General features: G+C 74.4%; 15 protein-coding genes. 4 read left to right on the top strand and 11 right to left on the bottom strand.

Annotation, left to right across the window (positions count from 1 at the left end; translation table 11 throughout):
• Positions 1–11 precede the first annotated feature (11 nt).
• The 4 genes from V6U79_RS10455 to V6U79_RS10440 form a co-directional block, all read right to left on the bottom strand.
• Positions 12–1,553, bottom strand: a complete 1,542-nt coding sequence (locus tag V6U79_RS10455; protein ID WP_334614475.1) for a hypothetical protein — start codon at positions 1,551–1,553, stop codon at positions 12–14.
• A gap of 113 nt (positions 1,554–1,666) precedes the next feature.
• Positions 1,667–2,671: a glycine betaine ABC transporter substrate-binding protein gene (locus V6U79_RS10450; RefSeq protein ID WP_334614473.1), complete on the bottom strand. Its 1,005-nt coding sequence runs from the start codon at positions 2,669–2,671 to the stop codon at positions 1,667–1,669.
• A gap of 152 nt (positions 2,672–2,823) precedes the next feature.
• On the bottom strand, positions 2,824–3,549 hold the full coding sequence (locus V6U79_RS10445; protein WP_334521231.1) for an ABC transporter permease: 726 nt from the start codon (positions 3,547–3,549) through the stop codon (positions 2,824–2,826).
• Positions 3,546–4,232: an ABC transporter permease gene (locus V6U79_RS10440; protein WP_334521233.1), complete on the bottom strand. Its 687-nt coding sequence runs from the start codon at positions 4,230–4,232 to the stop codon at positions 3,546–3,548. Before V6U79_RS10440 ends, V6U79_RS10445 begins: the two co-directional genes overlap by 4 nt.
• 2 nt (positions 4,233–4,234) lie before the next feature.
• Between V6U79_RS10440 and V6U79_RS10435 the strand changes: the two genes are divergently transcribed.
• Complete coding sequence (locus V6U79_RS10435) at positions 4,235–5,227, top strand: ABC transporter ATP-binding protein (protein WP_334521235.1); 993 nt, start codon at positions 4,235–4,237, stop codon at positions 5,225–5,227.
• 34 nt (positions 5,228–5,261) lie between these two features.
• On the opposite strand, the gene V6U79_RS10430 is transcribed toward V6U79_RS10435, so the two are convergent.
• The 7 genes from V6U79_RS10430 to folP all read right to left on the bottom strand — a co-directional run bounded on the left by V6U79_RS10430 (position 5,262) and on the right by folP (position 9,815).
• On the bottom strand, positions 5,262–5,762 hold the full coding sequence (locus V6U79_RS10430) for a hypothetical protein (protein ID WP_334614471.1): 501 nt from the start codon (positions 5,760–5,762) through the stop codon (positions 5,262–5,264).
• Between the two features lie 62 nt (positions 5,763–5,824).
• Complete coding sequence (locus V6U79_RS10425) at positions 5,825–6,130, bottom strand: hypothetical protein (protein WP_334614469.1); 306 nt, start codon at positions 6,128–6,130, stop codon at positions 5,825–5,827.
• Between the two features lie 73 nt (positions 6,131–6,203).
• Positions 6,204–7,421: an ABC transporter permease gene (locus V6U79_RS10420; RefSeq protein WP_334521334.1), complete on the bottom strand. Its 1,218-nt coding sequence runs from the start codon at positions 7,419–7,421 to the stop codon at positions 6,204–6,206.
• Between the two features lie 100 nt (positions 7,422–7,521).
• Positions 7,522–8,004: a DUF3180 domain-containing protein gene (locus V6U79_RS10415; RefSeq protein ID WP_442933272.1), complete on the bottom strand. Its 483-nt coding sequence runs from the start codon at positions 8,002–8,004 to the stop codon at positions 7,522–7,524.
• 70 nt (positions 8,005–8,074) lie between these two features.
• The gene (folK, locus tag V6U79_RS10410; RefSeq protein ID WP_334614467.1) at positions 8,075–8,602 is read right to left on the bottom strand and encodes a 2-amino-4-hydroxy-6-hydroxymethyldihydropteridine diphosphokinase; all 528 of its coding nucleotides are present in this window, start codon (positions 8,600–8,602) and stop codon (positions 8,075–8,077) included.
• On the bottom strand, positions 8,599–8,958 hold the full coding sequence (folB, locus tag V6U79_RS10405; protein WP_334521244.1) for a dihydroneopterin aldolase: 360 nt from the start codon (positions 8,956–8,958) through the stop codon (positions 8,599–8,601). Before folB ends, folK begins: the two co-directional genes overlap by 4 nt.
• Entirely contained in the window at positions 8,955–9,815 is an 861-nt protein-coding gene (folP, locus tag V6U79_RS10400; RefSeq protein ID WP_334521245.1) for a dihydropteroate synthase, read from the bottom strand. The genes folB and folP overlap by 4 nt, the downstream gene beginning before the upstream one ends.
• A gap of 358 nt (positions 9,816–10,173) precedes the next feature.
• Between folP and V6U79_RS10395 the strand changes: the two genes are divergently transcribed.
• From V6U79_RS10395 to V6U79_RS10385, 3 genes are read left to right on the top strand one after another with little or no spacing between them, the layout of a single operon-like run.
• Entirely contained in the window at positions 10,174–10,491 is a 318-nt protein-coding gene (locus V6U79_RS10395) for a hypothetical protein (RefSeq protein ID WP_334521247.1), read from the top strand.
• 13 nt (positions 10,492–10,504) lie between these two features.
• Positions 10,505–10,867: a hypothetical protein gene (locus tag V6U79_RS10390; RefSeq protein WP_067302246.1), complete on the top strand. Its 363-nt coding sequence runs from the start codon at positions 10,505–10,507 to the stop codon at positions 10,865–10,867.
• A 49-nt stretch (positions 10,868–10,916) separates the two neighbouring features.
• Complete coding sequence (locus V6U79_RS10385) at positions 10,917–14,504, top strand: ATP-binding protein (protein ID WP_334614465.1); 3,588 nt, start codon at positions 10,917–10,919, stop codon at positions 14,502–14,504.
• Position 14,505 lies beyond the last annotated feature (1 nt).

Raw genomic sequence — 14,505 nt, 5'->3', positions numbered from 1 at the left:
GCCCCGCACCGTCAGCGCCAGCCCCCGCCGGCGCGCGGCACGTCGTCCTGCGCCGGGTAGCCCTGCCCCCACTGCCGGGACTCCGACGGCTCGGCCGCCCGGCGGTCCCGCTGCGCCGGCGGTCGCCACTCGTCGGTCGACTGCTGGCCGCGCCATTCCACCACCGGCTCCCGGCCCGGCGCACCCCGCCACTCCTCGGCCGCCCGCTGGCCCCGCCCGGCGGAACGCCACTCCTCGGCCGGCTGCTCGCCCCGCCCCGAGGGTCGCCACTCGTCCGGCACCGGCACCCCGCCGGCCGGCAGCGCCCGGTCCGCCGGATCCGACCAGCCGCCACCACCCCACTGCTCACCCGGACGGTCGTGGTCCCGGCGCGGCTCGTCCTGGCGCACCGCCGCCCAGCGGTCGGAGACCCGGAACTGGGCGCCGTCGGCGTGCACCTCCGCCCGCCGCTCGCCGACGCGCACCTCCCGGCCGTGCCCGTCGTCGCGCACCTCGGCCCACCGGTCGCCGGCCCGCACCCCGGACCAACCCGCCTCGGCCGGGTACGACCGCTCCCCCCAGGGCTGCTCGGCGTGCTCGTCGGCCGGTTGGGACCGCTCCTCGCGGTGACCCCCCGCCCAGGGCCGCTCCTCACGGTGACCACCCGCCCAGGGCCGCTCCTCACGGTGACCGGCGCCGGCCCGGGAACGGTCGTCCGCCGGATCCGGCCAGCCCCGGTCGACCGGCTCGGTCGGTCCCGGCCAGGGCTCCGACTCGCCCTCGCCCCAGGCCGGCTCCTCCGCGCCGGACGACCAACGGCCGGCGTACCCGCCGCCGTAGCGGTTGCCGGCGGCCGGATCGGCGCCGTCCACCACGGTGTGCCGGGTGGTGACGTGCACGGTCTCGGTGTGCCGCACCACCGGGCGGGGAGCCGGGTCGGAGGCGGCGCTCCACGCCTCGCGCGCCGGCGCGCCGTACACCCCCGCCTGGCCGGCGGACGGGCGTTCCGTGCCGTAGCGACGGCCGGCCGCCTCGTCGTCGTCCCCGTAGGACCGGCCCCTGGCGACCGGGGTCTCCTCGGGCGCGGCCGCACGTCGCCGGCCCGGTTCCTCGTGGTGGCTCTCCACGGACGGCACCCGCGCCCGACCGCCGCCCGCCGCCTGCTCGGCGACGGGCGCGCTGATCCCGGCGGCAGCGGCGATCCCGGCCGCTGCGGCGTCGAGCCGGCGGCGCAGCGCCGTCATCTGGTCCTCGACCCGCTGTGCCTGGTCGAGGGCCTGGTTGCCGCGCTGGGCGGCGGCGACGATCTCGCTGCGCAGCTCACGGCGCAGCTGCTCCAGCTCGTCCAGCAGGTCGTCGCCGACGGGCCGCCCACCACCGTCGGCGCGCAGCGCGATCGACAGGCCAATCAGGACCACCGCCATGATCGCCAGCACCGCGGCGAACCGCAGCGGCCCGTTCCCGTCGGCGATCAGCAGGATCAGTGCCGCGATCGGCGCGAACGCCACGCCGATCCAGAACAGGATGCTCAGCAGCTGCGGGTTGTACTTCTCGGGGAGGACCGGGGCGGGCATGGCTGTGCAGCCTACCGAGAGATGCCCTGGCGGGGAACGGTCCGCAAGGCTCATCTCCCGGCCGTGCGGGTCCGGTCGCGGTCGACGAAACGCCGACCGCGACCGGACGACGCTCAGCTGGTCGCCAGCGCGCCGTCGGAGGAGAAGACCAGGCCCACGCTGGCCTGACCGGTCTTCAGCGCGTTCTTGGTCTGCGGGCCGCCCGCGTCCAGCGAGCTGAACGAACCGGCCTTGAAGTCGTAGACCTCGACCAGGCCGGCCTGGCACTTGGGCCGCTGCGGGCACTCCGGCGGGCCGGCCAGCACGGTCGCCTTGCCGGAGCACTTGGCGGCCAGGTCGGAGAGGGTCTTCAGGCCGTACTTGTCGGCGAAGGCCGAGGTGACGGCGAAGGCGTTCTGGTCCTGGGCCGTGGACGGGGCGCCGAAGACGATGCCGGCCTTGTCGCCGGCGGCCTTCAGCGCGGTCACGGTCTTGTCCAGGTCCGGCGAGGAGACCGGGGTGGCGTTCGGGCCGTTGGCCTTGGTGTTGAGGAACTCGGCCATCGTCGCCGCGTACTCCGGGACGACCTGGATCTCGCCCTTCTCCAGGGCCGGCTCGTAGAGCTCCCGGTTGCCGATCGTCTGCACCTTGACCTCGTAGCCGGCCGCGGTGAGGACGATGCTGTAGAGCTCCGCCAGGGTCTGGTTCTCGGTGATGTTGGCGGCGCCCACCACCAGCTCGCCGCCCGGGCCCTTGGCGACGCCGGCGGTGAGGCCGTTGGCCGAGGCGAACTCCTCGGCGGCGGCCTTCGGGCTCTTGCGCTCGACGTCGACGGCCTTGTTGAGCGCGATCAGCTTCGGGGTGTCCAGCGCGGCGGAGACCTTGTCCAGCGCGGCCAGCAACTGGGGGTTGGCGGCCCTCGCGTTGACCGCCGGAATGACGTTGTCGGTGTTCTGGAGCTTCTTGTCGTCGGTCAGCACGACCAGCCGGTCACCGGCGACCGGGGCGCAGCCCGCACCGCTGGCGCCCTGCTCCGGCGCGTCGGTGCCGGAGGATCCGGCGTCCCCGCAGCCGGTGAGCAGCCCCGCCAACGTCAGGGCGCCCACCGCGCCGATCGTCAGCCGTGTCCGTACGCGCATCGTGCCCGCCTTCCGTGTCCCGGCGCGGGGCCTTCGCCCCGGCCGCGTGTCCGACGGGCGATCCGCTCGGCCGCCCGTACCTTCAGCCAACATCCTCCCGGTCCGACCGACAAACCCGTGCGGCGTTCGTCACCTGATCGTCATCGACCGGTTCAGGCGCCGGCCACCGCGTCCGCCGCCCGCCGGCTCGCCCTGCTCCGGGTACGCCGCAACGGGCGCGGAGTGACCAGCCGCTCGATCACCGCCAGGAGCCCCTCCACCAGCAGCGCCAGCCCGGCCACCAGCAGACCGCCGGCGAGGATCTGCCCACCGCCGGCGGCGATGTCCAGCCCGAAGCCGGCCCGGATGATCTGCCCGAGCCCGCCACCGTTGACGAACGAGGCGAGCGCGGCGGTGGCGACCACCTGCACGGCGGCGGTACGGAATCCGGCGGCCAGGTACGGCACCGCCAGCGGCAACTCCACCCGGCGGAGCACCTGCCCGCCGGAGAGCCCCATCCCCCGCGCCGCGTCCCGGGCCTCCGGGTCGGCCTGCCGCACCCCGGTGTACGCGTTGGCCAGCAGCGGCGGGACCGCGAAGACGGCCAGCGCGACCACCACCGCCGGCCGGCCGAAGCCGAGGAAGGTCAGCGGCAGGATGGTCAGCAGGGCCAGGGTGGGGATGGCGAGGGTGAGGTTGGAGATCAGCACGACCGCCCCGCCGCCGCGCCCGGTGTGCCCGAGCCAGAGCCCGACCGGCCACGCCACCAGGCAGCCGAGCAGCACGGCGGCGGCGGAGATGCTGAGGTGCTCGCCGAGCCGGTCCAGGACGCCACCCGGGTTGGTCCAGTTGAGCGGGTCGTTAAGCCAGACCACCGCCTGCGCGAACGGGTTGCTCATCGGGCCCGCCCGCGCAGCCAGGGGGTGAGCAGCCGGCCCGCCCCGGCCAGGATCAGGTCCAGCACCAGCGCCAGCAGCACGCAGAGCAGCGTCCCGGTCATGATCTGGGCCTTGTAGAAGTTGTTCTGGAAGCCCGCGAAGATCAGCTGCCCGAGGCCGCCCCGACCGACCACCACCCCGACCGTGACCAGCGCGACGGTGGACACGGTGGCCAACCGCAGTCCGGTCAGGATGCCGGGCAGGGCCAGCGGCAGGTCGATCCGGAACAGTCGGGCCCAGCGGCCGTACCCCATGCCCTCGGCCGCGTCCCGGACCTCGGGGGGCACCTGGTTGAGCCCGGCCACCGCGTTGCGCACGATCACCAGCAGCGCGTACAGCACCACCACGGTCAGCACGGTGACCGCGCCGATGCCCAGGTAGGGGGCGATGAAGGCGAAGAGCGCCAGCGACGGGATCGTGTACAGCACCCCGGTGAGTGCGAGAATCGGGCCGGCGAGGGCCCGGAACCAGTACGCGGCCACCGCCAGCGGCAGCGCGACCAGGGCGGCGATCAGCACCGCCCGGGCGGTCAGTGACGTGTGCTCCCGCAACGCGGCGAGGATCGTGTCAGAGTTGTCCCGCACGTACTGCCAGGAGAACCACGGGTTACCCGGGTCGGCCAGGTAGCTCAGGTGGGAGGACACACGTGGACGTTACCCCGGTAGGCACCGGCGACGCCGGGCACAGCGCTGCCTCGATCACCCTCGACGGCATCCGGAAGCGCTACCCGGACGGCACCGAGGCGGTCCGGGAGCTGAGCCTGGAGGTGAAGGCCGGCGAGCTGGTGGTGCTCATCGGACCGTCCGGCTGCGGCAAGTCCACCGTGCTGCGGATGGTCAACCGGCTGATCGAGCCGACCGGCGGCCGGATCCTCCTCGGCGACGAGGACATCACCCGGGTCGACCCGGTGCGGCTGCGCCGCCGGATCGGCTACGTGATCCAGAACGTCGGGCTCTTTCCCCATCAGACGGTGGAGACCAACGTGGGCACCGTCCCCCGGCTGCTCGGCTGGTCGAAGGAGCAGATCCGCCGGCGCACCGGCGAGCTGCTGGAGCTGGTCGGTCTCGACCCGGCGCAGTTCGGCCGGCGCTACCCGCACGAGCTCTCCGGTGGCCAACGCCAGCGGGTCGGGGTCGCCCGGGCGCTCGCCGCCGACCCGGTGGTGCTGCTGATGGACGAGCCGTTCTCGGCCGTCGACCCGATCGTGCGGACCCGCCTCCAGGAGGAGTTCCTGCGGCTCCAGGCCGAGGTCCGCAAGACCATCGTGCTGGTCACCCACGACCTGGACGAGGCGGTCCGGCTGGGCGACCGGATCGCGCTGCTCTCCCAGGGCGGTCATCTGGAGCAGTACGACCGCCCCGCCGTCCTGCTCGGTGCGCCCGCCTCGCCGTTCGTCCGGGAGTTCGTGGGCGCCGATCGGGGCATCCGCCGGCTCGCCGTGACCCCGGTCGGCCGGGACGTGCTCGACCCCCCGGTGGACCCGGCCGCCGACCTGCCGGCGGTGCCGCTGGGCGGGTCGGCGTACGACGCGCTGGCCGCGATGCTCACCTCGGGCGCGGAAGCGGTCGTGGTGACCGCCGACGACCGCCCGGTCGGGACGCTCACCCGGGCCCGGGTGCTCGAACTCGGACAGCGCTGAACCTCGCCCGCCCGGCCACGTCGGGCCGGCGGCGTCAGGCCCGGCCGCCGAGGCTGGCCAGGCCGATGATCCAACCGGCGAAGAAGCCGTAGGTGGCGCCCGCCCCGGTGGTCTGGAAGGCGGCGAGCAGGGGACCGCCGCCGGTCAACAGGGTGGCCACCAGCGTGCCGGCACCGGCGGCGAGGACGTACGCGGCCCAGCCGGAGAGGAACTGGCTGGCCGAGCCGGGCACCCGGGCCACCTGCGAGGTGGGGACCAGATAGAGGAAGGCCGCGGCGAGCAGCAGCACCAGGATGGCCCGCAGGTCGGTGGCGAGCACCCCCTGCGCCGGGTCGTCGGAGTCGAACTTCCAGGCCGGCCAGGCGAGCAGCCGCAGGAACCAGCCACCGGCGGAGTTCGGGTCGGTGTGGGTCTCGGCCCAGCCGACGTACCACGGGCTGCCACAGACTGCGACGAGGATGAGCGCGGCGAGGGTGCCGGTGCCCGCGGCGGTGCCGTGCCCGCTGACGGTCCGGGGGCGGTTCGTGAGGGCCATGCGGCGGGAAGTTCCCGAGCCCGGGCGGGGGGCAAACCTCCGCCGCCCGGCGGAACGGCCGGTCAGTGCTTCGACAGGTAGTCGATGAACGCCGCCCGCAGCAGCGGCTCCGACTCCTCGTAGCCGTGACCGGTCAGCTCCCGCCACAGCGCCGAGGCCTCGTCGATGAGGGGTCCGACCGAGTTGGGGGCGCCGTCGAGCACCTCGGCCTCGTCGGCGTTCGGGAGGTGCCGCAGCACCGACCAGAAAAAGCCCACGTCGCGGCGCTCCCGGGCCAGCGAGAAGGCCTGCTCCCGCAGCTCCTCGGTGGAGAGCGCGTCGAGTTCGTCGAAGCTGCGGCCGGTACCGGCGGAAGGAGTTCCGTTCATGCCCGCGAGCCTAACCGGCGAGATCACCTCCGGCCGGCCGGACGGGGCCGGGACCAGGCGCGGAGTCCGGGGATCAGCGGTCGTCGTCCCAGCGGTCCGGCCCGGCGTCCCAGCGCGGCGCCTCCCACGGGTCGGGTGGGGTGGCGGTCGACTGGGCCGGCAGCGCCGGCGGCCAGTTCTGGGCCGGGCCGGGCCGGTGCAGCGACCAGCCGGTGCTGATCGTGCCGTCGCCGGCCGGAGCCCGCTCGCCCGCCTCGACACCGCACCTGCGCGGCCGCCCGTACGCCTCGACGAGCCGGGTCACCACCAGCCCGGCGCCGAGCAGCACGGCGCCGACCGCCCAGCGGCTGACCGAGCGGTCCTCCGCCGCCAGCCAGGCCAGGAAGACGACGACCAGGCCGACCGTGAACAGGGTGCCGAAGATGCCGCCGCGGCGGCCGTACGCGCTGGTGCCGGCGAGCAGGGCCACCCCGACCGCCAGCACCGTCCAGTCCAGCCCGGCCCCGGGCACGACCGGGCCGGAGCCGTTCGCCGCGATCAGCACCCCGGCCAGCGCCGCGAGCACGGTCGAGCCGACCAGCGCGAGGGCGGTCACCACGGCCGCCACCGCGCCCCGGCGTCGGGCCGGGTCGGAGACCGGCCGGAACCGGCCGACCAGCCGCCGGACCGCCCGGATCGCTCCGAAGATGCCACCCAGCGCGGCGGCGGCGGCGAAGCCGGCGAAGAGGTAGAAGGCGGTGCGGCGCGGGTCGTACTCGCCCTGCACGGTGACGGGCGCGGTCCGCCGTTCGATCCAGACCACCACGCCGGCGGCGGCGGCCAGGCTGGCGGCCCAGCCGGGGACGTGCAGCACCACCACGACCAGCGCCACGGCGAGGCCGCCGACCGCGGCGGCCACCAGGAGCGGGACGAGGGCGGCGGGCGCGCCCCGGTCGCCCTGTTCGGCGAAGTGCAGCGCGGCGGCGACCGCGACCGGCCCGACCGCGAGGTTGACCGCCCCGGTACGCAGGCTCAGCCCGGCGGCGAGGGCGAGCAGGCCGAGCGCGACCACGTCGACCAGGAGGGTCCGCAGGCCGGCGCCGCGCAGGGCGTCGGCGTCCGCCCGCCACAGCAGGAAGGTCAGCACGGCCAACCCGACCAGCAGCGCGGTCTCCCAGACCAGGTGGACGGCGACCCGGTCGCGGCCGGGCTCCCCGTGGGCGGGGTCGTCGAAGACGTTCTCCAGCACGGCCGCGGGCACGTTCGGTGTGGACTCCCCCGACGCGGTCCGGCCCGGTTCGTCGTACGCCATGCCGAGCGCCTCCCACATGCGCGGCCGTCACCGTTGACGGCCGGCTATCTCCGGTCGCCAGGGACGGTACCTGCGCGCGGGGCTGGGCGTAACCCCCTGGTCAGCGACGACTGGGCAGGTCCGGGCCCTCACGGTCCTCGTCGTCGTCCTTCTCCGGCACCCGGCAGGAGCGCTCCAGCCAGAGCGCGGCGGCGACCAGGGCGAGCGAGGCGAGCAGACCGCCCAAGGCGGCCGGCCGGTCCTCGGCCGCGGCCCGGGTGGTGCCGTCGAGCAGGAGCCATCCGGTGAGCCCGGCGTAGAAGCCGGTGAAGATCGCGCCGGCCAGCGCGGAGGCCTTGGCCAGCACCACGAATCTGGCCACCAGCAGCGCGTTCACCGGCTCCCGCCCGGGCTTGCGGTCGATCCGGGCCCGGGTGTTGACCGCGGCGTACGCCTCCAGCACGGCGAGCCCGGCCAGCGTGACCACGGGCAGCCAGGGCAGCTCCGGCGCGACGTCGTAGTAGAAGGCGCTGATCAGCAGCCAGGCCAGCGCCGCGGCGGCGAGCGCGGCGACCACCAGGGTGGAGATCCGGGTGGGGCCCATCTTCGAACCGTCGGGCTCCGGACCGCGCGGTGGACGGTGCGCCTGGGTCATGCCGGTCGGCTCCAGTGGTTCATGTGTCCGACTCTAACGTCAGTTCCGGCCGCGGGCGCAGTTCCAGGGCGTCACCGGCCACCGGTTCGGCGTTGAGCACGTCGGTCAGCCAGCCGTGCCCGGGCAGTCGCCCGTACGGCTGGATGTCGATCCACGGCCGGAGCACGAAGGCGCGCAGGTGGGCCCGGGGGTGCGGCAGGGTGAGTTCAGGGTCGTCGCTGAGCACCGGCTCGCCGGCGTCGTCCCAGACCGCGACGACGTCCACGTCGAGGGTGCGCGGCCCGAAGCGGCGCTGCGGGTCACGGACCCGGCCGGCCGCCGTCTCGGCGGCCCGGGCCCGGTCCAGCCAGTCGCGCGGGGTCGCCGCCGGGTCGGCGACCAGCACCGCCGCGTTGAGGTACGCCGGCTGTTCGGCGTCACCCCACGGTGGAGTCTCGTAGACCCCGGAGACGACCAGCACCGCGTCGCCGAGGGCGGTGACCGCCGTCCGCAGGTGGTCGAGCCGGTCGCCGAGGTTGCTGCCGAGCGACAGCACGGCCTGGGTCACCGGGTCCGCCGCATGGTCACGGCCACGTCCCGGAAGGCGTGCGGGATGGGGGCCTCCGGCTTGTGCACGGTCACCGTGGCCGCGGCGACCAGCGGCTCGGCGAGGCAGACCGCGAGCAGCCGGTCGGCGAGTGTCTCGATCAGGTTGACCGGTTCGCCGGTGACCACGGCGACCAGCCGCTCGGCCAGCTCGCCGTAGTGCACGGTGTCGGTGACCTCGTCCGAGCGGGCCGCCGGGGCGAGGTCGAGTTCGAGCACGGCGTCGACCACGAACTCCTGCCCCTGGGCGCGCTCGAAGTCGTAGACGCCGTGCCGGCCGTGGGCCCGCAGGCCGGTCAGCGCGATCCGGTCGGTCATCGTGTTCCCTCTCCGGGACTCGTGAGGCGGGGGCGGCCGGTGGCCTGCCAGACGGTGAGCGCGTCGACGGTGCCGCGGACGTCGTGCACACGTACTCCCCAGGCGCCGGCGGCGACCGCCAGCAGGCTGGTGGCGACGGTGGCCGCCTCGCGCCCCGCGGTGGGTCGGGGTTCGCCGTCCGGGCCGGCGAGCAGCCGACCCAGGTAGGACTTGCGACTGGCCCCGAAGAGCAGCGGGTGGCCGAGGTCGAGCAGCTCCGGAAGGCGGGCGCTGAGTTCCCAGTTGTGCGCGGCGGTCTTGGCGAAGCCGAGGCCCGGATCGACGATGATCCGGTCGGCGGCGACCCCGGCGGCGAGCGCCTCGTCGATGCGCTGCGCCAGCTCCGCGCGGACGTCGGCGACCACGTCGGTGTAGCTGGCCAGCTCGCCCATTCCCCGGGAGTGGCCGCGCCAGTGCATGAGCACCCAGGGGCAGCCGGCGTCGCGGACGACCCGGGCCATGTCCGGGTCGGCCAGGCCGCCGGAGACGTCGTTGACCACGGCGGCGCCGGCGGCCAGGGCCGCCTCGGCCACCGAGGCCCGGCTGGTGTCGATGCTGACGGGCACACCCGCCGTGGCGAGTTCGCGGACCACCGGCAGCACCCGGGCCGCCTCGGTGTCGGCGTCGATCCGGTCGGCGCCGGGCCGGGTGGACTCGCCGCCGACGTCGACGAGGTGCGCGCCCTCCCCCTGGAGTCGCACTCCGTGGGCGACCGCCGCGTCGAGGTCCGCGTACCGGCCACCGTCGGAGAAGGAGTCGGGCGTGACGTTGAGGACGCCCATCACCACCGGGGCCTGCGCCCGTACCAGATCGGTCACGACTAGACGGTACCGGTCGTGACCGACGGCTCCGGCGGCCCCCGTTGGCCCCGCCGCAGCGGGGCCTGACGTGGGCTTTGGAACAGGTGTACGATCGGTCGTCCGGGCGGTTTCGGGCCGACTCTTCGCGGGTTGTCGCAAAGGTGGACGGCCCGTACGCTGTGGAATTGCCCAGCATCGAGATGGCGAAGCCTGGAGGGAGGGCCTAAGCGGGAAAAATCCCCCCCAAAGCTCGCCACTCTCCGTGGTGAGTAACGGACGTAGCGTCGCCGACGCTGCGCAGAGTGACCGAATTTCCCGCCAGGCTTGCCTACTGCACCGCCGCGGCACCGCCGGCCGCGTTATGGGGAGGTTTCCAGTGATCGCCTTCGAGCTCATGGAGACGGCGTCGTCCAGCGTCACACAGGCCCTGCACACCCTGGCGTCGGCCGCTCCGCTCGCCGAACCGGCTCCGAAGGGCATCGACACCAACAGCGTCGTGACCTTCTTCGCCAGCAAGATCGCGCCGATCCTGCTGGCCGTGCTCGGTGTCATCTTCATCGGCCGGGCCAGCCGGGGCGAGATCTCCAAGGTGCTGACGAGCTCCGCCATCGCGATCGTCGGGCTGGCCTTCATCGCCGGCGCGGCCACACTCTTCTTCGTCGGTGACTACCTGATCGACCTGATCTTCGAATAGGCGCGGGCGAGAGATGCGGCTGCGCACCGACGACGACATCTACCGGGCCCGCCTGGTCTACCTCGGGCCGCCCGGCTACACCCTGCCCGTCCACCTCCCGTACGCCCAGTACGGCCTGTTCATGCTGCTCGTACCCCTCTACATGTTCATCCACTGGCTGTTCACGCTCCAGGTCGAGCTCTTCCCCGCCTGGGAGATCGCCCTCGCCATCGTGAGCACCTCGTTCATCTTCCGGTACGTCGACCCGGACCGGCCGGCGCGGATGGTCATCCGCACCGCGCTGACGGACTGGCGACGTACCCGGGAGCCGGCCGCCGAACTGCGGGACCCCCGCCTGGTGGGCAGCCGGATCAGGATCCGGGAGGAACTGGCATGACCGGGCGTACGCCGATCGGGCAGTCGAGCAACGCGGGTGAGGCGGTCGAATGAGTCGCTCTTCCACGCCGGGATACCCGGCCGGACGTCACAACGCCCCGCACGGTAACCGTGCGCGGTCGTTCGACTACCCGGCGGAGGAGGTGGGTGACGAGGAGATCCACGACCCGGCCCTCGTCGCCAGCCCCGGTCACGGCGGCGTCGGGGTGTTCCAGGCCCCCCGGCCGGCACCCGGCAGGCCGGTGCCGCCGACCGAACCGGCGTCGGCCCCGCCGATGCTGGCCGGTGACGGCACCGACATCGACTCCCCGTTCCTCGACCTCTTCGGCGGCGCGCACCCGGGCCCGGTGCCGGCGCGGCCGGCTCCCCCGCCCGCGGTGTCACCGCGGCGCGGCACCGGGCGGGAGCATCCGCAGATCCCGCACCAGCCGGTGGCGCCCCCCGCCTCGGCCGTACCGGCCCCCGTGCCGCCGCCCACGATCGACGTCGAACCGCCGCCCGGGATCGACGCCACCGCCATCGACCGGTCCCCCCGCGCCCGCGTCCCGCACCAGTCGGGTGACCGACTGCCGGCGCTCCGCCCGCCGAGCGAGGCCGAGCTGGTCACCGAACGGTCGGCGGAGACGCCGCCGCCACGGACCCCGCGTCGGGTCACCGCGTTGCCCGCCACCACCACCGACGTCGGAGAACCGCGCACCGCCCGCGAGGCCGCGGACCGGGCCCGGCGGGAAGCCGTCGAACAGGCCCGGCGGGAGGCCGCCGAGCGCGCCCGGCGGGAGGCCGCCGCGCCGGCCTCTGTGGAGCCTGCCGAGCAGGACCGGCCCGCGCCGGCGTGGCCGGAGGTGGCGGAGGATGCCTGGCCGCAGCCGACGGAGCGAAGCTGGCACGAGCCGGCGGAACGGGGCATTCCCGAGTCCGTCGCGCGGCGGGAGACCGTCGAGCCGACCGGACGGCAGCTCGCCGAGACCGGCCCGAAGGAGCCGGCGGAGCGGGTCTCCCGGGAACTGGCGCCGCCGCGCGAGCGCGCCGCCAGCAAGCGGAGCACCGCCAAGCCCGTACGGGTGAAGCCGCCGAAGATCAAATTCGGGGACCGTGACCCGTCGATCGACCTGGCCATCACCGAGATCGCGGGCCACCTCACCTTCACCCCCAACACCGTCACCGCCTGGTACTGGCTGCCCGAGGTGCGGTGGGCGTTCCGCCCCGACGCCGAGCGCGAGGCGCTGCTCTCGGCGATCTCCGAGCAGTACGCCGGCCTGGCCGGGTTCCGGCTGCACCTGCGGCGCACCACCCGGCCCTTCCCGGCCGACGAGTGGGCCCGCACCATCGACGCCCACACCGCCTCGCCGCTGCCCGACGTCCCCGGCACCGCCGGTTGGGCCGACCACCTGGTCGCCGCGCAGCGGCACCTGATGTCCGTCAACCACGCCGAGGGGCAGACCTACCTGGGGGTCACCTTCGCCCGGCGCTCGCTCGGCGACTCGCTCACCGAGCGGGTGCTGCGCACCTTCGGCCGGGGCACCGCCGACGGTGAGCGCCGCAAGCTGAGCCGCACCGTCGAGCAGTTCGACGAGGTGCTGGGCGCGTTCGGCATGCGCGGCCGCCGGGTCACCGCGCAGGAACTGGAGTGGCTGCTCTACCGCTCCGTCGCGCTCTGCATGGCCCCGCCCGGCACGCTCTCCCCGGTGACCAACGGCCGCTGGGAACGCGGCGACCTGCTCGCCCTCACCGAGCAGGTGGAGCGCTACCGCACCCCGTACGGCTCCACGGTCAAGCTGGTCAACCGGATGACCGGCGAGGAACGGCACGTCGCCGTGCTCGCCGTCGGCCGGATGGAGCCGCTGGAGATCCCCGAACGGCACGAGCCCTGGCTGCACTTCCACGAGCGGCTGCCCTGGCCGATGGAGATCTCCACCCGGGTGGACATCCTCGGTTCGGGCGACTCCTTCCGCAACCTCGAGCACCGACTGCGGATGATCCGGTCCCAGCAGCTCGACTACGCCGAGCACGGCATCGACGCCCCGCCCGAGCTGGAGCGGCTGGCGAAGCGGGCGCTGGTGATCGGCGACGAGATGACCACCGGGCTGCCGGTCGACTCGGCCCGGGCGCACGGCTGGCACCGGATCGCCGTGGGCGGCCGGACCCGCGAGGAGTGCCTCGAACGGGCCCGCCGGCTCACCCAGCTGTACAGCCGGGAGCTGCGCATCTCGCTCCAGCACCCGAAGAACCAGGACTGGCTGGCCCGCGAGTTCATCCCCGGGGAGCCGATCGCCAACACCGGCTACGTCCGGCGGATGCCGGTGCCGCTGCTCGCCGCCGCGCTGCCGCAGGCCGCCTCGACCGTCGGCGACCGCCGGGGTGACCTGATCGGCCGTACCGCCGGCACCTGCCGCCGGCCGGTCTTCCTCGACCTGCACTTCCCGATGGAGGTGCGGGAACGCTCCGGCCTGGCGGTGTTCGTCGCCGAGCCGGGCGGCGGCAAGTCCACCCTGCTCGGCGCGCTGGGCTACCTGGCCGCCCGGCGCGGGGTCCAGGTGACCCTGCTCGACCCGTCCGGCCCGCTGGCCCGGCTCTGCGCGATGCCCGAACTGCGGCCGTACGCCCGGGTGCTGAACCTCACCGGGTCGGAACAGGGGACCCTCGCCCCGTACTCGCTGATCCCCACCCCGCTGCGCAGCGAGTTCGGCGGGGGCGCGGGCGGTGACCGGGAATTCGAGATCGCGGTCTCCAATGCCCGGGCCGAGCGCCGGATGCTGGTGCAGGACATCTGCATGATGCTGGTGCCGCCGCAGGTGGCCCGGGAGGCGTCCACCGCGACGCTGTTCCGGCACGCCGTACGCCAGGTGCCGGCGGAGGAGACCTCCACCCTGGACGACGTGGTCGCCTGCCTTCAGGGCATGGACGACGACGCCGGTCGCGAGCTGGCCAACCTGCTGCTCGACACCGCCGAGATGCCGTTGGCGATGCTCTTCTTCGGCCGTCCGCCGGAGGGGCTGCTCGGAGCCGACGCGGCGCTCACCGTCATCACCATGGCCGGCCTGCGGCTGCCCGACCTCAAGATCGAACGGGAGTACTGGTCCGCCGAGGAGGCGCTCGCGCTGCCGATGCTGCACACCGCGCACCGCCTCGCCGTGCGCCGCTGCTACGGCGGGTCGATGTCCTCCCGGAAGCTGGTCGGCCTGGATGAGGCGCACTTCATGGAGGGCTGGCGCTCCGGTCGGTCGTTCCTGGTCCGACTCGCCCGCGACTCCCGCAAGTGGAACCTCGCCGCGCTGGTCGCCTCGCAGAACCCGAAGGACATCCTCGGCCTCGACGTGCAGAACCTCGTCTCCACCGTCTTCGTCGGCCGGATCGCCGAGGACACCGAGATCGCCTCCGAGGCGCTGCGGCTGCTCCGGGTGCCGGTCGACGACGGATACGAGGCCACCCTCGCCTCCCTCTCCGCGGTCGACGCCACGTCGGCCGCCCGGCTCGGCTTCCGCGAATTCGTCATGCGCGACGTCGACGGCCGGGTGCAGAAGGTCCGGGTGGACGTGTCGTACGTCGACGGACTGCTCGAACACCTGGACACCACCCCCGCCGCGGTGGCCCAGGCCGCCGGGCAACTGCCGACCGTCCTGGCTGATCTGGAGGCGTGAC

Origin of the sequence: Micromonospora psammae, assembly GCF_036902725.1 — a bacterium.
GTDB lineage: Bacteria > Actinomycetota > Actinomycetes > Mycobacteriales > Micromonosporaceae > Micromonospora.
This window is presented reverse-complemented; position numbering and strand designations above follow the sequence as displayed.